Below are 19,958 nucleotides of genomic sequence, written 5' to 3'. Positions count from 1 at the left end.
TAAAATATAATATTTTTTTCTAGTAGAATGAAAAAATAATTCAAAAAATAGTTAATTGATATTACAATAGATTATTGAGGTGTTTTTTATGAAATATTTTAATTTACTAAAGAATTGTAATTTATGCATACGTAGATGTAATGTTAATAGATTAAATAATGAAATAGGCTTTTGTAAGGCTACAGATAAAATAAAAATTGCTAGAGCAAGCTTGCACATGTGGGAGGAACCTCCTATATCTGGAACAGTAGGTTCAGGAACTGTATTTTTCTCTCATTGCAATCTAAAATGTGTATTTTGCCAGAATCATGAAATAAGTCAAGAATCCTTTGGAAAAGAGATATCTATCCATAGATTATCTGACATATTCCTAGAACTCCAAGAAAAAAATGCTGCTAACATCAATTTAGTAACTCCTACTCATTATGTACCACAAATATTAGAATCTATTGAAATTGCAAAATCTAAAGGTTTGTCTATTCCTATTTTATATAATACAAATAGCTATGATTCTATAGAAACCATAAAATTATTAAATGGCTATATAGATGTTTATTTACCAGATTTTAAATATTTCAATGATAAATATTCTGTTAAATACTCAAGTGCTCCAAGGTATGAAGAAAATATAATACCAGTTCTTAAAGAAATGTATAATCAAGTAGGTCCTGTTCAATTTAACAAAGAAGGTTTTATTACTAAAGGTATTATTGTTCGTCACCTTATGCTACCTGGACTATTATTTGATTCAAAGAAAGTACTAGATGAAATATATTCAACCTTCCAAGATGATGTATATATAAGCATAATGAATCAATATACGCCTATGTATAATGCATGTAACTATCCAGAAATCAATAAAACACTTAATCCAAAGCATTATGATACCCTTATAGACTATGCTAGTTCTATAGGTATAACTAATGGTTTTATACAAGATAGCGGAACTAATTCTACTGCATTTGTTCCAGATTTTAATCTAGAAGGAATTTAATAAGAGCCATTCTATAATTCAATCTATTATAGAATGGCTCTTATTATAAACACTATTTTAGTTCTGCAATCTTACTTACACCTACATATATATTTGATATTTGATACCATGTTGCATAATCTACAACCCCAGTCTGAGGAAGGTTGAATATTCCTTGGAATGTCTTAACCGCTTCTGCTGTAGCTTCTCCATATACTCCATCTACTGAGACTTTTGGAATAAGCGGATAATTCTGTGCTATTCTATTTAAAAATTCTTGAATCATAGTAACTTCTTCTCCAGAAGCTCCAATGGTTAAATTATAGCCAGGATAGGATCTAGGACTACCTTGTACTTGTTCTGCAGTTGTCAATTCTATATCATTGCCATAATAATAAGTTAATATTTCATAAGGCACCTTACCTTGATCACCTAAATACTTACTTCCCCATTGACTTAACCACTCAGGGCAAGACACATTTCTACCATCACAATATTGAGTTAGTAGAGGTTGTTTCTTACCAAACCTTTTGATGTACGTTGAAAATATCTCATCAACAATTGTACTTATACTATCATATATATTTCTTCCATAATTAAATGCATGATCATAAGCTGTTGAACTTGTAATATCAAAATTCTTTCCTTTACCTCTATACCATTCAGTGTATATTCTATTTAATGTAAATGAAATTATACATAATATATTAGCTCTTATAGTTGATTCTGGCCATGTACAATATATCTCACAGGAAGCAACATTTTTGATATATTCCTTATATTCAACTGTATAATTAGGTGCACTATTATCATTAGGACTGCCTTGATGAACAGTTATAAATTCTGGAACAACAGGTTTAGCCAAGACAACTCCGCTAGATGGAGGTGGTAATGGTTTATCTGGATTCTCTGGTATTTTTTCAGGATAACTACCGTATAATGTATTTGGCAATATAATTATTACATCTGATCGAGAGCTTCTATTATTATCCCTATTAATTAGGTTAACGTTTTGAAGGGCTGTTCTATCTGGATATACTTGAACACCTTTTATAACAGCCTCTTCAAATCCATCTCTCTCTATGTTTAAATCATATAAACTATAGGGTAAATTATCTGATGGATTCATTGAATATTCAAGAAGTGGAGCTTCTACTGGAATTTCATTAGTCAATCCTGATGAATCTGTTTCTACTGATACATAATCCTTTTCATTACCTTGAATAGATGATTTTCTTATTGTTACTCTACAGTTATCTACAGGAACATAACTATCTCCATAAAAACATTGAACTTTTATCCTTCCTTCTGGCATAAAATTCTCCTAATTTTTATTGTTCTAATTATATTATTCATTTTCTATAATATTTGTTCTAATTTTATTCTATTTACATTTATACTTAGTTTACTAGGTACTCTTATAAACATTCTATTTTGTTGTATAACACCTATACTATTTATTAAAGCTTTTATAGTCTCCTCTAAACACGCCTCTCCATATCCCCAACTTGTATTTGGATATTCAATATCAGTCCTTTTTTTTCTTGCACCTATTATCATATAATACTTAAGTCTTTCTCCATATAAGTAACTATCATTCCCCTTTAATATTCCCCATTCCATAAGCAATGCACTCATACCACTTATATGTGGTGTAGCCATAGATGTACCAGTCTTTCTGTCATATATACCATAAGGCACTGGTGCTATTATATCTTCACCAGGTGCTACTATAGTAGGTTTAATCTCAAAATATAATGGATAACTTCTACCTCTACCACTAAATGATGAAATATTTTTATTAATAGGATTATAGCTTCCAACAGATATTACATTAGGAACTGTAGCTGGTATGCCTAATGTTCCATCTACTGTAGGAGATAAAAACTTGGTATTTTTATTTAATCCTTCTGATATTGGAAGCCATATATCATAAATCCCCTTATATTTGTTTAACACCTTAATTTTTAATGTCCAGACTCCTTCTAATATATAATAATTATCATTCACTAATGATATGCCTATCTCTCCACTTATATCAAAAGGTTTAGGTCCAGTATCATATATTCTATATCTATTTCCTGAAACAATACCTTCAACCAAGCCTTCTTTTATTATTATTTCTCCAGTTCCAATTCCCCTAGGAGATATTATCTCTAATGAGATCTGTGGTAATATAGATTTATATAGGTTCATTACTACATAAGTCTCATCTCCTGATATAGAAAAATTTATCATTGTTGTTTCTTCTAGATTTCCACCTATATGATGAGAAGCATTTCCTTCATTACCTGCTGCAATTACAATAGTTACTCTCTCTGATTTAGATATTGTACTTATATATTGTTCTAATAAACTACTTCCATTATGTGCTCCATCATTAGTACTTAAACTAATGTTTACTACTAATGGCATATTTAATTCATTACTTTTGTCTATTAAGAACTTTAATCCTTTCATTATGTTAGTACTTAATGAAAATAATCCTCGACTACTTTTAACCATAATAATAGAACTCTCAGGAGCTACTCCATAATAATCTCTATCTATATTCCCTCCTGCACATGCAATTCCTGCTACATGAGTTCCATGACCTATTATATCTTGGGATGGTACTACTGAATATGGATCCTTTTCTTGTAATGCTTGATTTATTTGATTCTTTGAATATATTTCCCCTCCTAAACTTAAATCATATATATATTCTACTCTAGTAGTTCCATCTGCAGTTCTAAATGCTTCTGCAGTATAATCTATTCCTGTATCTATAAATCCTATTAAAACACCTCGTCCATATAAACCATATTGAGACCTTACCATATCTACACAACTTATCTTGTTACTTAAACTATCTGTATAATATAAACTCTTCGGAAATTCTATATATTGAATTTCTGGCATTTGGGCTAAAAGTACTATCTGAGATATTAATATTTCTACAATAGCATATCCATAACCTAAATCATAAAACTTACCATTAAGTGCTTCTATCTTATTCTGTACACTTGCAGTATTCTCTCCTACTAATATTGTTAACTCTATGCTATCTGAGTCATTATATTCAGGTGATATTCCTAGCTTACCTAATATCTCCTTAGGTACATTCTTTAATCCCCCTGTAACACTATTATTTTCTATATCAGTCACCTCAAAAAAATATCATTACTATATATTTTAATGTTTTAAGCATAAATTGTTCCCTTATTTTTAATACTCAATTTATTACTATTATTTCTATAAATAAAAAATGGTAAAGACACCGACAAAATGCTATACTGTCTGAACTTTAGTGAGTTTATAGCACTTAGGGATCTTTACCTATCTTTATTATCTTAGAAATTCCTAATGATATTATTCAATTTGTGAAAACATATAATATTGATACTAATTATTAAAATTCTTCTATTATCTCTGGTGCATCATATTTTTCACCAAATGTTTCTACTGTCATCTTTTCTATAACTTGATCCTCATAAGGTCTGTCTTGATAATCAGTTTTTGCAGAGACTATCTTATCTGCAACTTCCATTCCTTCTATTACCTTACCAAAAGATGCATATTGATCATCTAAATGTGGAGCATCAGCTACCATAATGAAGAATTGACTTCCTGCTGAATCAGGAATCATTGTTCTTGCCATTGATAATACTCCTCTAGTATGTTTTAGATCATTCTTGAATCCATTTCTAGAGAATTCACCTTTTATTGAATATCCAGGGCCACCAGTTCCATTACCTTCTGGACATCCACCTTGTATCATAAATCCTGGAATAACTCTGTGGAATATTATTCCATCATAAAATCCTCTATTTATTAAGTCTATAAAATTTCTTACTGTATTAGGAGCTACTTCTGGATATAATTCCGCCTTTATCTCTCCTAAATTCTTTATTGTCATTGTTACTATTGGATTTTGCATTCTTGTTCCGCCTTTCACTTATAGATTTATTTCAATTCTTTCAATCTTAGCTATAACCTTTATAGAATTAAGTTCTATAGTTTCAGTTAAGACTGTTCCTGAATTGCTAACTAATAATGCTCTAGAATTGCCTAATAGCTTTACCTGTCTTATTATTCTTTTACCTTTATATTCTAATAGATAGAATGCATTGTTTTCAACCTCTTTTACCATATGTGCAAAAGCTAAATCTCCTTCTAACATTCTAAAACCTAACATATCATTATCTTGAATCTTTAGATATAGTACTTTATCTGCTGGATAACCTTCTACTTTATTTGAGTGTATAGCCAATTCCTTACTACCATATTCCTTCTTCAATGAATAATCATATATACTTACGTTCTTTAGTACTGATGAAAATGCTTCTGTCCATACTTCTGAAGTTTCTCCTAAAACTCTTGCTTGTTTCTTCTTTTCTGTATTCTTTTTCTCTATAACTTCTCTTTTTGCTTCTTCCTTTAACGCTTCATCAGTTACTACCATACTTATCTCATTAAGGTTAACATTTAAAGCTTTTGCAGCTTTATCTATAAAGTTCTCTGGTACTACTCTTCTTCCCATTTCTACTTCATTTATATACTTTTCTGCAACTCCTAATTTCTTTGCTAGTACCTTTTGTGATACCCCTGCCTTAAGTCTTGCACTTTTTATAGTATCTCCTACTCTACTCATATCTATCTTTCCCTATTACTGTTATAAAGTTACCAGTAATCCTTTCTTAAATTATTTTATCTTCCTTGTTCTAATTCTCTTTCTTGAAGCAAATGTTCAGTTAATACATTAAATGTCCATTTCGCTGAAATATCTGTAACTACCGCTAGAATAATTCCTGGAAATGTACTTCTTAACTTCTTAACAGCGCCTCTTATATCATGGTCAGAATAGCCATTGAATACAGCTATCTTCTTATCTGAACATTCTACACTATCTTCTGCTCCATCACTATCTATTAAATCTTGTAATGTCATATCTAACATAGAATTATTAACACTTTTAACACCTGATAGGTATATCTTAAGTTTCTTTATCTCACCTTCTGAGAATCCATAAGTCAGTACACATCTAGTTTTATTAAACATATATTATTCTCCTTCTTATAATGATAATAATCTATTACACTTATCTATTATTTCCTTACCTTCTATAGAATTATAGATAGTAATACTTCCACCTTCGTTACTATTATTAACAAGATCTGCTTTTTCTAATCTTCTTCTAAGTTCATTACATGTTCCATAACCACCATCTATTATTGGTATATCTTTTCCTATAACTTCACTGATAGTTTCTCTTATAAATGGATAATGTGTGCAACCTAGTACAATAGCTCCTATATCACTTGCATTATAACTCTGAAACTTTTCTCTAATATATTCTTTAAGTTCTGGAGTATCTAGTTTATCATTTTCTATAAATTCCATAAGACCTGCACAAGGCATAGGTATTATGTCTGCTCTATCCTTAAATCTATCCATTAATCTATTGAACTTCTTTTCTTTTATAGTCATAGGTGTTGCCATTATTATTATAGATTTATTTGTATTTAGTTCAACAGCTGGTTTTACAGCTGGCTCTATTCCTACTATAGGTATATCTGGGTAATCTATTCTAAGAGCTGCAACTGCCGCACTAGTAGCAGTATTGCAAGCTATAACTAATGCTTTCGCTCCCTTTTCTAATAAAAAATTAACTGCTTTGTATGTAAGTTCCTTCACGGTTTCTACATCTTTTATTCCATAAGGAGCATTAATCGAATCTCCAAAATATATATAATTTTCATTTGGCATTATCTTAAGTGCTTCTCTTAACACACTTAAACCACCAACTCCTGAATCGAAAAAACCTATAGGCATATTTCTCTTATCCAAAAGATACCGCCTCCATCTTTATTTCATCTAATAATTATTTTATCTCTTTATATAGAATAAATCTATACATATTTACATTAATATTCTTATATTATTCTTTAATTTACATACAGAACAAAATCGTCAAGGCGACTCTGGAGTGTTAGATTTTGCTAGAGCCTTATGACAAGTTCTAAAACTGTTTTTTTGAATTCTCCCATAGCACTATTTTTCTTTTTATACCCTTTAGGCAGTATGCTCTAACATTACTTAAACATTAAATCTAAAATACTTATTCCAAATTACAAACAAAATATAATTTCTTAAAGAGTAAAAAAAACGTAATAGGATATTATGTACCTATTACGTTTATTAGATAATTATCTCTGTATATCTAAAATGGGTAACTTTATAATTATCACAAGAACCTTAACTTGCATATACTGATTGTATTATGTTGCTGCTTCTATTCTTAAACTTCTTAGTTATACTTATATCTAATTCATCACTTGTAGTAATATTATTATTAATTACAGATTCATTCTTGTTTAAATGCATTGATGTATGTTCTATAATATATTCAGCTTCCTTGTAATCTTTAGCCTTGAATACAATAGTCCATCCACTCTTATCATATTTTCCTGCACACATCAAATATCTCTCATCATATCTTAATCCAGCAACTTGCTTATCTACTATTAAACTTCTTATCTCACCTATATTTTTTACGTTTAATTTTACAAATACATCATTACCCATTTTTATTCCTCCAATCGAACATTTGTTTGTTATAATAAATTATAGAGAACATTTGTTTGTATGTCAATATACTTGATATTTCTTTTTAATTATTTCTCTATTATTTGAAAGCTATTTAATTATACTTATTAAACTTCAAAAATATTCCCTATAATATATACTTTTTAATATATAGTACTTATATAATCTCAAACATGTTTTAGGACACATCATATAATTACCAAACAAAATCTAAGATTCCATAGTCACCTTATGACTTTGTTCTATAACATGAAAAATATTATGGAAAACTTACTCTTGAATTTAATTACTTTATTTACTTATTATGTTAATTATAATTCTTTACACTATTTCTTTGCAATAATTTTCGTTTCTTATTTTAAGATATAAAAAAACATCGTAGAACAAAAAGTAGTAATTTTCTACTTTTGTTCTACGATGTTTATTATATTTCTACAATTACTTAACTGCTGAACCCATATCGAATACTTCTAAATCTTCTTTAGTTTCTAATCCTCTGTCTTTTACTTCTACTATTGCTCTGAAAGTATCTATTGCTGTAATTACTCCTATATTTCTTTCAACAGCTTCTCTTCTTATTAAGAATCCATCTCTAGTTGAATCGTTAGCTTTAGTTGGAGTATTAACTACTAATTCAACTTCTTGATTCATAATTACATCTAATATGTTAGGGCTTTCTTCTTCTAATCTTCTAACCTTTTCTACTTTTTCAACCCCAGCTTCTTTTAATAGGTTATAAGTTCCTTCTGTAGCTATAAATTCATATCCTAAATTAGCTAGTTTAACAGCTATTGGTAAGAATTCTTGTTTATCATGTTTCTTGATAGTTGCTAATATCTTACCTTTCTTAGGCATCATTCCTGCTGCTACAAAGCCCTTGTATAATGCTTCATAAACATTTCTACCTACTCCTAATACTTCTCCTGTAGATCTCATTTCTGGTCCTAATGATACTTCAACATTTGGTAATTTTTGAGTTGAGAATACAGGAACCTTTACTGCTACTATATCTGGTTCTTTGTATATATCTACTCCATATCCTAAATTAACTAATTTTTCTCCAAGCATTACCTTAGTTGCTATATCAACTATTGGAACTCCACTTACTTTACTTATATAAGGAACTGTTCTTGAAGCTCTTGGATTAACTTCTATTACATATAATTGGTTTTCATATTCAATGAATTGGATATTTATCATACCCTTTATTCCTATTTCTAATGCTAAGTTCTTAGTATATTCTAGAACCTTTGCCTTTATTTCTTTTGAAATATTTTGGCTTGGATACATAGTAACACTATCTCCTGAGTGAACTCCTGCTCTTTCTAAGTGTTCCATAACTCCTGGAATTAATACATTTTCTCCATCAGATATAGCATCTACTTCAATTTCTCTACCCATTAAGTATTTATCTATAAGTATTGGATTCTTTTTATCCTTTGCAAATGCATTTTCTAGATAATAAGTTAACTCTTCTTCATCATGAGTTATTTCCATACCTTGACCACCTATAACATATGAAGGTCTTACAAGTACTGGGAATCCTAATCTTCTTGCTTCATCTAATCCTTCTTCAAGAGACCATACACCTTTACCCTTTGGTCTTGATATTCCTAATTTTTCTAACAATTCATCGAATTTTTCTCTATCTTCAGCCATATCTATTTGATCTGCTGTAGTTCCTAATGTAGGTATATTCTTTTCTTTTAAGAAGTTAGCAAGTTTTATAGCTGTTTGACCACCGAATTGTAATATAACTCCGTCTGGTTTTTCTTTTTCTATTATACTTAATACATCTTCTTCTGTTAATGGTTCAAAGTATAACTTATCTGATATATTAAAGTCTGTACTTACTGTTTCTGGGTTATTATTAACTATTATTGTTTCAATTCCTAGTCTCTTTAATGCCATTACACAATGTACTGATGCATAATCGAATTCTATACCTTGACCTATTCTTATAGGACCTGATCCTATAACTATTACCTTTTTATTGTTTGATACTTCTACTTCATCATATTCTTCGTATGTTGAATAATAATATGGTGATAATGCTTCGAATTCTCCTGCACATGTATCAACCATTTTATATGAAGGTTTTATGTTCCATATATCTCTTAATCTATTTATATCTTCTGGACATACCTTTAACATATCAGCTATCGCTTTATCTGAGAATCCTTTTCTCTTTAAGTTGTGTAACCATTCTTTATCAAGGTCTTCTATCTTGCTTAGCTTTAATCTTTGTTCTTCTTCAACTATCCATTTGAATTTTTCTATAAAGAATATATCTATTCCAGTTATCTTCGCAACTTTATCTACTCTATAATCTCTTCTTAACATCTCTGCTAGAGCAAATAATCTTTCATCATCTGGAGCAACTACTCTTGCTTTTAGCTCAGCCATACTTAATTCTTTAAACTTAGGATGGTCTAATGAATATTTGCCTATTTCTAGACTTCTTATACCCTTTAGTAATGCTTGCTCTAAGTTAGCACCTATAGCCATTACTTCTCCTGTTGCCATCATCTTAGTTCCTAATTCTCTATCAGCTTCAAAGAATTTATCAAATGGCCATTTAGGTATCTTACATACTACATAGTCTAATGCTGGTTCGAAACAAGCATATGTTTTTTGAGTAACTGCATTCTTTATTTCATCTAATCCGTATCCTAATGCTATTTTAGCAGCCAACTTCGCTATTGGATATCCTGTAGCTTTTGATGCTAGTGCTGAACTTCTAGAAACTCTAGGATTAATTTCTATAACTGCATATTGGAATGAATTTGGATTTAATGCAAATTGAACATTACATCCACCTTCTATACCTACAGCATTAATTATGTTTATAGATGCTGTTCTTAACATTTGATATTCTTTATCTGATAATGTTTGAGACGGAGCAACAACTATACTATCTCCTGTATGAATACCAACTGGGTCTATGTTTTCCATATTACATACTGTAATACAGTTTCCATATGAGTCTCTCATAACTTCATATTCTACTTCTTTCCAACCCTTAACTGATTTTTCAAGAAGTACTTGACCTATTGAACTTAATTGTAATCCTGATTCAAGTATAACTTTTAATTCTTCTTCATTATCAGCTATACCACCACCAGTACCACCTAGTGTATAAGCAGGTCTTACTATTACTGGATAACCTATTTTACTAGCATATGCTAATCCAGCTTCCATATCAGTTATTATTTCAGATTCGATAACAGGTTCATTTATTCTGTTCATCATATCTCTGAATAACTCTCTGTCTTCTCCTTCTTTTATAGATTCAATTGAAGTACCTATTACTTTTACATTATATTTATCTAATATTCCATTATCATATAATTCAACAGCTAGGTTAAGTCCTGTTTGACCACCCATTCCTGCTAATAAGCTATCTGGTCTTTCTTTTGCTATTACTTTTTCAACAAATTCTAATGTTAATGGTTCTATATATATCTTATCTGCAATTTCTTTATCTGTCATTATAGTTGCTGGATTAGAGTTAACTAAGACAACTTCTATTCCTTCATCCTTTAATGCTTGACAAGCTTGAGTTCCTGAGTAATCAAATTCTGCAGCTTGACCTATTACTATTGGACCTGATCCTATTACTAAAACTTTCTTTATATCATTTCTTAATGGCATCCTTAACTACCTCCTATAACGCATATTCTATAAATTTATCAAAAATGTATTCACAATCTCTTGGTCCAGCACTTGCTTCTGGGTGGAATTGTACTGAGAATATTGGTAATTCTTTATGCTTCATTCCTTCTACTGTACCATCATTTATATTGATATGAGTTACAACAACATCATCTGGTAATTCTTCAACTACGTATCCATGGTTTTGTGAAGTAATTGCTACTCTGTTTGTTTCTAAATCTTTAACTGGATGGTTGCATCCTCTATGTCCGAATTTAAGTTTAGAAGTTTTTCCACCTAAAGCTAGAGACAATAATTGATGTCCTAAACATATTCCTGTTATAGGTTTTTTGCCTATTAACTTTTTGATGTTTTCTATTGCTTCTGGTATGTCAGTTGGATCTCCAGGTCCATTTGATAAGAATACCAAGTCTGGATTTATTTCAAGTATTTCTTCTGCTGTTGCTGTTGCAGGGAATACTGTTAACTTACATCCTCTCTTTTGGAAGCATCTCAATATATTTGTCTTAATACCAAAATCCATTACTGCTACATTTTTTCCTGGGCCATCTATAACATACTTTTCTTTTGTTGTTACATTCATTACTGCATCTTTATTAGAATAAGCTTGTATCTTTTTCTTGATATCTTCATCATCTAAATCTTCAACAACAATTATTCCCCTCATTGTTCCTGAATTTCTTAATATCTTAGTTAATGCTCTTGTATCTATTCCTTCTAATCCTACTATCTTATGAGCTTTTAAGAAAGTTTCTAACTCTAATTCGCATCTAAAGTTATTAGGTAGATCACATTTTTCTCTAACTATAAAGCCTTTTACCTTTGGGCCACCCTTTGATTCCATATCTTCAAGATTAATTCCGTAGTTTCCTATCAATGGATATGTCATAGTTACTATTTGTCCATAATATGATGGATCTGTTAATACTTCTTGATATCCTGTCATACCAGTTGTAAAAACAACTTCCCCAACACTATCTTTTAAATATCCAAATGCTTTACCTTCAAAAACTACACCATTTTCTAAAACAAGCTTTGCCTTCATGATTATCCTCCTAAATTTTTATATTCGATATTAATTAATTTAAATTGGTAATTTTTCTATTTTCCCTAAAAGAAAAGGATACTAAAGAGATTAAATAGAAATAAAATCTAATCCCTCTACTATCCGATTATCTATAAAATTATCATTATTAAATTCTTGTGCATAATAAAAACCTAATGTTTTTGTATTCATTGTTAAAAACATAGTTATAGACTCCTTTCTGGCCTCTCTGGACCAATTTAAAGTATCCTGATTAAATTCTTATAAAATTTTACCTTAACTAATATTTTAATTAAGACATCATATACTGTCAAGAAAAAAATTAGTTTTATAAATTATTTATCTATATATACAATATAATAAAGTTTATTGTCTGTATTTGTAGTGAATTTTACTATTATTCACCCGTCTCACCATCTCAAAATCTGTATTGTTTAGTTTATGTACAAAACTAAATAATATATATAATAGAAGAATTACAGAAATAACTTCTAGCAATACTACATTCCTATTATATACCCTCATAATTATAGGTTGAACAAAACTAACTACTATATAAGATAATATACTCCAGTATATAGAAAACCTAATACATATAAGTCCATTAAAATTAAATGGTATATGTTTATAATTCCAATATATCTCATTAAAGTATCTCTTAAGAACAAAGCCACTTATATATTCTACTGCTGTTGGAATAAGTATACACAATAATATAAAGAATCCATTACTTATATTAAGCTTATATCTACAATATATAAGTATACACATAGCTAATCCATACATAGGTTTAAATGGTATACTTAAAAAACCTGCATCCTTAAAGTTCCCTGTTGTCACTAGTGAATAACTATGTTCTATAATCCATCCAAAAAATGAATATAATATAAAATTAAATATAACATATAAAAGCCAATTCATACCATACCTCCTATTTCTATTTATAGTATTGGTAAAATTGACTTTTTTAATTCTTATTCTATGTTATTTTTTAATATTACTTTTCTACTTATACTCCTCGGTGATATCTTTCCTCCAAATACAGCAAGTTTATTCTTAAATCCAGGTATTATTATAGGCTTCTTCTTATTAAATCCACTATACGCTTTCTCTGCAACAACACTTGCATCCATAAGATATTTTTTAGCACTTTCAGCTTTTTTTATTCCTGCTTTTTCTTGAAATTCTGTTCTAACTGGTCCTGGACATAAACATCCTATGTATACACCTTTTTCTTTACCTTCTTCATACAGTGCCTCTGTAAGAGATAATACATATGCTTTAGTTGAATAATACATTGCCATTCTAGGTCCTGCTACAAATGCTGCTGTAGACGCAACATTTAGTATATTACCTCTTCCCCTAGCTAACATTTGTTTCATATAATACTTAGTAAGTAAAGTAACCGTTCTTATGTTAATGTCTATTATCTTATCTTCAAATCCTTCTGGTCCATCACAGAAATCTCCAAAAGAACCTATCCCAACATTATTTATTAAATTATCCACAATGATATTTTTTTTATCCACAATTTCTATTAATTCTTCACAACTCTTTTCCACAGTAAAATCTATAGATATTGTCTTAACTTTATTTTTATACTTTTCTTCTAGCTCTCTCTTTACTTTTAGTAACTTAGTTTCATTTCTTGCAACAATTATTACATTATGACCATCTTGTGAAAATAACTTTGCAAGTTCATAACCTATTCCTTCGCTACCACCAGTTATTAATGTATATCTTTCATCATTCATTCTTTAATCACCTTTTTCTACTATCTTACTTACAATATTAACATAATCTAAATAAGAACAATAGACATTCTATGTTCTTATTTAGATATAAACTAAGCTACAATTCTCCATACTTGTGTTATAAAAAAACAACTTATCATACCTACTAGAGTTGGAATAACAAATGCAGCTATTGTCCACTTCACACTTTGAGTTTCTTTTTTTATAGTTATAAGCGTTGTTGCACAAGGAAAATGCATTAAACATAATATCATAACATTTATAGCTGTTAAGATTGTCCAGTTATTGTTAACTAGTAGTTCTTTTAACTTAATTAAATTATCCAATTCAATCATAGTAGAATTTTTCATATAACACATTAAAATTATTGGCATAACTATTTCATTAGCAGGTAGCCCTAATATAAATGCCATTAATATATATCCATCTAAACCTATCATATGCGCAATAGGTTCTAAATACATAGCACAATAATCTAATACACTTTTGTCTCCTATAAATATATTTGCAAATATCCATATAATAGCTCCTGCTGGTGCTGCAACAATAATAGCTCTTCCTAACACATATAATGTTCTATCTAATAATGATCTCACTAATACCTTAAATATTTGAGGCTTTCTATATGGTGGCAATTCTAAAATAAAATTCGAAGGCATTCCTTTTACTATTGTTTTTGATAAAACCTTTGAGATAATAAAAGTCACTAAAACACCTATTATAATAACAGCTGCCACTACAATAGCTGATAATAATCCTTTCTGTGCACTTCCAATTATTCCTCCTCCTATAAACATACAAGATATTGTAATAAGCATTGGAAATCTTCCATTACACGGAGTAAATACATTAGTTAATATAGCTATAAGCTTTTCTCTAGGGGAATTTATTATTCTAGTTCCTACTACACCAGCAGCATTACACCCTAATCCCATACACATAGATAATGCTTGTTTACCACAAGTACCGCACTTCTTAAAACATTTATCTAAATTAAAAGCAATACGAGGCAAATATCCTAAATCCTCTAAGAAAGTAAATAACGGAAAAAAGATTGCCATAGGTGGTAACATAACAGATACTACCCAAGTTAACGTTACATATACACCATCCACTAAAATTCCTGATAATATATCAGGCATATTATTATATAGATTAGATGATCTTATTACCTCTTCTAATCTAGAAAAACATTCAGACAAAAAGCTAGATGGATAATTAGCTAATGTTATTGTAATCCATAATATAAATACTAACATTAATATCATAATTGGAATTCCAGTTACCTTAGATACCAATATTTTATCTATCTTTTTTTGATATTTATTATATTCATATTTTTGATGTACAACTTCTTTACTTATTGCTTCAGATTTAATTACTATAGTCTTAACTATACTATCTATTATAGAACCTTTTTTAATATTCTTATTAACATCATTCCTTATCTTAGTTATTTCTATTATGCTATTACTACTTATTTTATAAATATCCAATACTTGCTTAATAATGCTAGTATTAGCTTCTAAAAATCTAAGAGCTAGCCAACGAAGTTTTTTATCAGTTATTCCAAGCTTTTCTTTATTTTTTAATATATAAACAATCTTCTTAATGCCATTCTCTATATTAATTCCATATACTATATTATTCTCTATCTCACAAGATTTTTTTTCTTCAATAAGTAACTTAAGTTCATTGATTCCTATGTTTTTTCTAGCAGAAGTAAATATAACTGGGACTCCTAACTTCTCTTGCAATAAATTTTTATTTATGATAATTCCATTTTTCTCAGCTTCATCTATAAGATTAACACATAATATCATTCTATCTGCAATCTCTGATATCTGAAGGAAAAGATTTAAATTTCTTTCTAATGAAGTGGCATCTGCTATTACTACTACTACATCTAAATCGTTGAAACATAAATAGTTTCTAGCAATCTCCTCTTCTTCAGAATCTGATAATAATGAATAAGTTCCTGGAAGATCTATTACATTTACATGGTGGTCATTATATGAATATTCTCCTATTGCATTAGCTACAGTTTTGCCTGCCCAATTACCTGTATGCTGATTTAATCCAGTTAATATATTAAATATACTACTCTTACCTACATTTGGATTCCCTGCCAAAACAACACTATAATAAGATCTTTCGTGTACCTTTTTATTGCTTATTAAGATTCCTGCTCCTGTTGAGTTTTTATTAAGCCCCACAATCAAACTCCTCCTTACTTTAATCGTCTATTATAATCATTCCTCCTTCTTCCTCTCTTAACGCAATAATTGCTCCTCTTATAAAATAAGCAGTTGGATCTCCCAATGCTCCTCTATATAAAACTTCTATATTAGTTCCTTCTATAATTCCTAAATCAAGAAATCTTCTCCTTAATTCACCTTTTGCTAAAACATTCTTAACTCTTACCTTTGACGATGTTTCAGCTTCCTTTAAAAACACTTCTAGTTTTCCTTCTTTTCTTATTATTGTTACCTATTAAACAAACTATGTTAGAACACATATATTGGTTACATTCATTTTTAATTTTAAGTTCTAAAATTGATGATGAATTACTCTTTCATTTTTACATTCTCAATTAACTAAAAAAACTCAGCCATCAAGCTGAGTTTTATCATTCATTTTACATTTTCAATTTAAAATTATCAATTAGAATTGAATTTTATTATTCTCTATATCCATTTGGATTATGACTCTGCCAATTCCATGTATCCTTACACATATCATTTAAACTTCTCTTAGTTGTCCATCCAAGAACTTCTTTTGCCTTATTTGAATTAGCCCAGAATTCTGGCAAATCTCCAGCACGACGATCACCTATCTCATATTTAATCTTCTTACCTGTAGCTTCTTCAAATGCCTTAATTATCTCTAAAACACTATAAGGAGTTCCAGTACCTAAATTAAATACCTCTACACCTTTATGATTTAATGTATATTCTACAGCTTTTACATGTCCATCTGCTAAATCCATTACGTGGATGTAATCTCTTCGACAAGTACCATCCTTTGTATCATAATCACCACCAAATACTGTTAGTTTCTCTCTTCTTCCAACAGCCACTTGTGCAATATATGGCATTAAATTATTAGGAATTCCTTGAGGATCTTCTCCAATAGTTCCTGATTCATGAGCTCCTATCGGATTAAAATATCTTAATAAAATAACAGAAAGCTCTGGATTTGCTACAGATGCATCTTCTAGAATTTCTTCCATCATTACTTTTGTCCATCCATATGGATTTGAACAACTTCCACGTTTCATTGTTTCTACATAAGGGATATCATTTTCTTCTCCATATACTGTTGCAGAAGATGAGAATACAATCTTATTAACACCTGCTTCTTCCATACACTCTAATAGAGTTAATGTTGTATCAATATTATTTCTATAATATTTGATAGGTATTCTTACTGACTCTCCAACAGCCTTTAAACCTGCAAAGTGAATTACACAATCTATTTTGTTTTCTGCAAATATCTTACTTACTGCCTCTTTATCTTTTACATCAGCTTCATAAAAAGCAACTTTCTTTCCAGTAATTTTTTCTATTCTGCTGATAACTTCAGGACAACTATTATCATAATTATCTACAATTACAACATCATGTCCTGCATTTAATAATTCTACGGCTGTATGAGAACCTATATATCCAGCCCCACCTGCTAATAGTACTTTCATAATTAATTTCCCCTTTATTTAACTTATATGTTAGTGTAATTTTAACATTTTATAGCAAAAATAACAAACAATTTTGTTATTTTTATACTTTCCTAGATTTTAAAAATAAGCCATTGCATTTCTTAATATTTATGCAATAGCTTATTTGTTATTATCTTATTTGTCCATCTCCATAGATAATATACTTAGTAGTTGTTAATTCATTTAATCCCATAGGGCCTCTAGCATGTAACTTTTGAGTACTTATTCCTATCTCTGCACCAAATCCAAATTCGCCACCATCTGTAAATCTTGTAGAAGCATTTACATATACAGCTGCTGCATCTACCTTTTGTAAGAACATTTGTGCATTTTCATAATTACTTGTAACTATTGCTTCTGAATGTCCTGTTCCATATTTGTTTATATGTTTTATAGCTTCATCTATATTAGATACTATCTTAACACCTAATATATAATCATTATATTCCTTTGCCCAATCCTCTTCTGTAGCATCTATAACAGTATTATCTATATTTTTAACTAACTTGTCTCCTCTTATCTCAACATCAGACTTTCTTAACTCAGGTAAAACTAATTTTAAGAATTCTTTTGCTACATCTTCATGTATTATTAATTTTTCTTCTGCATTACATACTGAAGGTCTACTAGTTTTAGCATTTATAACTATATTCTTTGCCATTTCTAAATCTGCATAAGAATCTACATAGACGTGACAATTACCAGTTCCAGTTTCTATTACAGGTACTGTTGCATTCTTAACTACAGATTGTATAAGTCCTGCACCACCTCTTGGAATTAACACATCTATATATTCATTCATTCTCATCATTTCAGTTGCTACTTCTCTACTAGTATCTTCAACAACTTGTACAGTTGTTTCTGGAAGTCCTGCTTTTTTTATTCCTTCCTTTAAAACCTTACCTATAGCTATATTAGAATTAATAGCTTCACTACCACCTCGAAGTATAACAACATTACCAGATTTAAGACATAAACCAGCTGCATCACAAGTTACATTAGGTCTTGCTTCATATATTATACCTATAACTCCCATAGGTACCCTTTGTTTTCCTATTTGAAGTCCATTAGGTCTTCTCCACATAGAAGTAACTTCGCCAACTGGATCTGCTAATGCTATAAGATCTGTTAACCCTTTAGCCATTCCTTTAATTCTATCTTCATCTAAAGATAATCTATCTAACATAGCTTTGGATATTCCTCTATCAATAGCATTTTTTAGATCCTTTTTATTTTCTTCTAGTATATAAGTAGTATTATTAATTAATTCATCAGCCATCTTCTGTAATGCATCATTCTTCTGACCTATAGATGCTGTCATAAGCACATAAGATGCTTCTTTTGCATTCTGCCCCATTTTGATTAATTCACTCATGTAAAAAAGCCTCCCTATTATTTATCTTTTAAGAACAAAGTTCCTATTTCTTTACCTTGTATTATATCTAATAATATGGTTGGATTAACACCATTAGCTAGAACCATATCTATTCCTCTTTTGTTTACATATTTAGCTGCTTTTAACTTAGTTATCATACCACCTGTACCTAAGCTACTTCCAACTCCTCCTGCTCCTGCTTCTATCTCTGGAGTAATCTTATCTATAGTTGATATTAACTTAGCATCTTTGTTTTCTCTTGGGTTTGAATCATAGAATCCATCTATATCCGATAGAATAATTAGCAAATCTGCATTTACTAAACTTGCAACTATTGCTGATAAATTATCATTATCACCAAACTTTACTATATTCTCAATTTCATCTATAGCTACTGTATCATTCTCATTAACTATTGGTATTATGTTATATTCTAATAGAGTATCAAAAGTATTACAAACATTCTTTCTTATATGATCATCCTCTATTACATCTCTAGTAAGAAGCACTTGACCTACTGTATGACTATATTCTCCAAAGAATTTACTATATATGTGCATTAATTCACATTGTCCTACTGCAGCCACTGCTTGTTTACCTCTTGTGGATGTAGGTTTCTCCTGTAATTTAAGCTTACTAACTCCTACACCTACAGCACCAGAACTAACTAAGACTATCTCCTTACCAGCATTCACCAAATCCGATAATACTCTAGTAAGTTTCTCTATTCTTGTTAGATTAATGTTACCATTCTCATAAGTTAATGAAGATGTTCCTACTTTTACTACTATCCTATTAGCATTAATAATATCTTCCCTCAAGTTCATCTT

At 29.7% G+C, this 19,958-nt stretch carries 17 protein-coding genes; 1 reads left to right on the top strand and 16 read right to left on the bottom strand.

Annotated features, from left to right (window positions below):
- Positions 1 to 88: 88 nt before the first annotated feature.
- A complete protein-coding gene (locus KQI77_RS01125) occupies positions 89 to 994 on the top strand; it encodes a radical SAM protein (RefSeq protein ID WP_216387502.1) in 906 nt (301 codons plus the stop codon).
- A 52-nt stretch (positions 995 to 1,046) separates the two neighbouring features.
- Here KQI77_RS01125 and KQI77_RS01120 read toward each other — a convergent pair whose 3' ends face one another.
- The 16 genes from KQI77_RS01120 to proB form a co-directional block, all read right to left on the bottom strand.
- Positions 1,047 to 2,288 (bottom strand): peptidoglycan-binding protein, encoded by a 1,242-nt coding sequence (locus KQI77_RS01120; protein WP_216387501.1) that lies wholly within the window; start codon positions 2,286 to 2,288, stop codon positions 1,047 to 1,049.
- A gap of 44 nt (positions 2,289 to 2,332) precedes the next feature.
- Entirely contained in the window at positions 2,333 to 4,120 is a 1,788-nt protein-coding gene (locus KQI77_RS13250; protein WP_216387500.1) for a S8 family serine peptidase, read from the bottom strand.
- A gap of 244 nt (positions 4,121 to 4,364) precedes the next feature.
- Positions 4,365 to 4,892, bottom strand: coding sequence for a peptidylprolyl isomerase (locus KQI77_RS01110; protein ID WP_216387499.1), 528 nt, complete (start codon positions 4,890 to 4,892; stop codon positions 4,365 to 4,367).
- An 18-nt stretch (positions 4,893 to 4,910) separates the two neighbouring features.
- Positions 4,911 to 5,606, bottom strand: a complete 696-nt coding sequence (locus KQI77_RS01105) for a helix-turn-helix transcriptional regulator (RefSeq protein ID WP_216387498.1) — start codon at positions 5,604 to 5,606, stop codon at positions 4,911 to 4,913.
- Positions 5,607 to 5,662: 56 nt separating this feature from the next.
- Positions 5,663 to 6,013, bottom strand: a complete 351-nt coding sequence (locus KQI77_RS01100) for a DUF3783 domain-containing protein (RefSeq protein ID WP_216387497.1) — start codon at positions 6,011 to 6,013, stop codon at positions 5,663 to 5,665.
- A 15-nt stretch (positions 6,014 to 6,028) separates the two neighbouring features.
- Positions 6,029 to 6,802: a glutamate racemase gene (gene murI, locus KQI77_RS01095; RefSeq protein ID WP_216387496.1), complete on the bottom strand. Its 774-nt coding sequence runs from the start codon at positions 6,800 to 6,802 to the stop codon at positions 6,029 to 6,031.
- Between the two features lie 408 nt (positions 6,803 to 7,210).
- Entirely contained in the window at positions 7,211 to 7,540 is a 330-nt protein-coding gene (locus KQI77_RS12890) for a hypothetical protein (protein WP_253289291.1), read from the bottom strand.
- 459 nt (positions 7,541 to 7,999) lie between these two features.
- Complete coding sequence (gene carB, locus KQI77_RS01085; RefSeq protein WP_216387495.1) at positions 8,000 to 11,215, bottom strand: carbamoyl-phosphate synthase large subunit; 3,216 nt, start codon at positions 11,213 to 11,215, stop codon at positions 8,000 to 8,002.
- 13 nt (positions 11,216 to 11,228) lie between these two features.
- Entirely contained in the window at positions 11,229 to 12,281 is a 1,053-nt protein-coding gene (carA, locus tag KQI77_RS01080) for a glutamine-hydrolyzing carbamoyl-phosphate synthase small subunit (protein ID WP_216387494.1), read from the bottom strand.
- Between the two features lie 366 nt (positions 12,282 to 12,647).
- Complete coding sequence (locus KQI77_RS01075; protein ID WP_216387493.1) at positions 12,648 to 13,202, bottom strand: putative ABC transporter permease; 555 nt, start codon at positions 13,200 to 13,202, stop codon at positions 12,648 to 12,650.
- A 53-nt stretch (positions 13,203 to 13,255) separates the two neighbouring features.
- Complete coding sequence (locus tag KQI77_RS01070) at positions 13,256 to 14,035, bottom strand: SDR family oxidoreductase (RefSeq protein ID WP_216387492.1); 780 nt, start codon at positions 14,033 to 14,035, stop codon at positions 13,256 to 13,258.
- Positions 14,036 to 14,127: 92 nt separating this feature from the next.
- Complete coding sequence (gene feoB, locus KQI77_RS01065; RefSeq protein ID WP_216387491.1) at positions 14,128 to 16,251, bottom strand: ferrous iron transport protein B; 2,124 nt, start codon at positions 16,249 to 16,251, stop codon at positions 14,128 to 14,130.
- 19 nt (positions 16,252 to 16,270) lie between these two features.
- A complete protein-coding gene (locus KQI77_RS01060) occupies positions 16,271 to 16,492 on the bottom strand; it encodes a FeoA domain-containing protein (protein WP_216387490.1) in 222 nt (73 codons plus the stop codon).
- A 223-nt stretch (positions 16,493 to 16,715) separates the two neighbouring features.
- Positions 16,716 to 17,732, bottom strand: coding sequence for a UDP-glucose 4-epimerase GalE (galE, locus tag KQI77_RS01055; RefSeq protein WP_216387489.1), 1,017 nt, complete (start codon positions 17,730 to 17,732; stop codon positions 16,716 to 16,718).
- 151 nt (positions 17,733 to 17,883) lie between these two features.
- Positions 17,884 to 19,128 carry a glutamate-5-semialdehyde dehydrogenase gene (locus KQI77_RS01050; RefSeq protein WP_216387488.1) on the bottom strand — a complete coding sequence of 415 codons (1,245 nt, stop codon included), beginning with the start codon at positions 19,126 to 19,128 and terminating at the stop codon, positions 17,884 to 17,886.
- Between the two features lie 17 nt (positions 19,129 to 19,145).
- On the bottom strand, positions 19,146 to 19,955 hold the full coding sequence (proB, locus tag KQI77_RS01045; RefSeq protein ID WP_216387487.1) for a glutamate 5-kinase: 810 nt from the start codon (positions 19,953 to 19,955) through the stop codon (positions 19,146 to 19,148).
- Positions 19,956 to 19,958 lie beyond the last annotated feature (3 nt).

This window comes from Clostridium sp. MSJ-8, from assembly GCF_018918325.1.
In the GTDB taxonomy this organism is placed as follows: Bacteria; Bacillota; Clostridia; order Clostridiales; family Clostridiaceae; genus Clostridium.
This window is presented reverse-complemented; position numbering and strand designations above follow the sequence as displayed.

Excerpts from the sequence above, each read along its gene's own strand:
- KQI77_RS01125 (WP_216387502.1), top strand. The coding sequence starts at position 89 with ATGAAATATTTTAATTTACTAAAGAATTGTAATTTATGCATACGTAGA.
- KQI77_RS01110 (WP_216387499.1), bottom strand. The coding sequence starts at position 4,892 with ATGCAAAATCCAATAGTAACAATGACAATAAAGAATTTAGGAGAGATA.
- KQI77_RS01070 (WP_216387492.1), bottom strand. The coding sequence starts at position 14,035 with ATGAATGATGAAAGATATACATTAATAACTGGTGGTAGCGAAGGAATA.
- carB (WP_216387495.1), bottom strand. The coding sequence starts at position 11,215 with ATGCCATTAAGAAATGATATAAAGAAAGTTTTAGTAATAGGATCAGGT.
- KQI77_RS12890 (WP_253289291.1), bottom strand. The coding sequence starts at position 7,540 with ATGGGTAATGATGTATTTGTAAAATTAAACGTAAAAAATATAGGTGAG.
- KQI77_RS01100 (WP_216387497.1), bottom strand. The coding sequence starts at position 6,013 with ATGTTTAATAAAACTAGATGTGTACTGACTTATGGATTCTCAGAAGGT.
- KQI77_RS01120 (WP_216387501.1), bottom strand. The coding sequence starts at position 2,288 with ATGCCAGAAGGAAGGATAAAAGTTCAATGTTTTTATGGAGATAGTTAT.
- KQI77_RS01105 (WP_216387498.1), bottom strand. The coding sequence starts at position 5,606 with ATGAGTAGAGTAGGAGATACTATAAAAAGTGCAAGACTTAAGGCAGGG.
- galE (WP_216387489.1), bottom strand. The coding sequence starts at position 17,732 with ATGAAAGTACTATTAGCAGGTGGGGCTGGATATATAGGTTCTCATACA.
- proB (WP_216387487.1), bottom strand. The coding sequence starts at position 19,955 with ATGAACTTGAGGGAAGATATTATTAATGCTAATAGGATAGTAGTAAAA.
- KQI77_RS01075 (WP_216387493.1), bottom strand. The coding sequence starts at position 13,202 with ATGAATTGGCTTTTATATGTTATATTTAATTTTATATTATATTCATTT.
- KQI77_RS01050 (WP_216387488.1), bottom strand. The coding sequence starts at position 19,128 with ATGAGTGAATTAATCAAAATGGGGCAGAATGCAAAAGAAGCATCTTAT.
- carA (WP_216387494.1), bottom strand. The coding sequence starts at position 12,281 with ATGAAGGCAAAGCTTGTTTTAGAAAATGGTGTAGTTTTTGAAGGTAAA.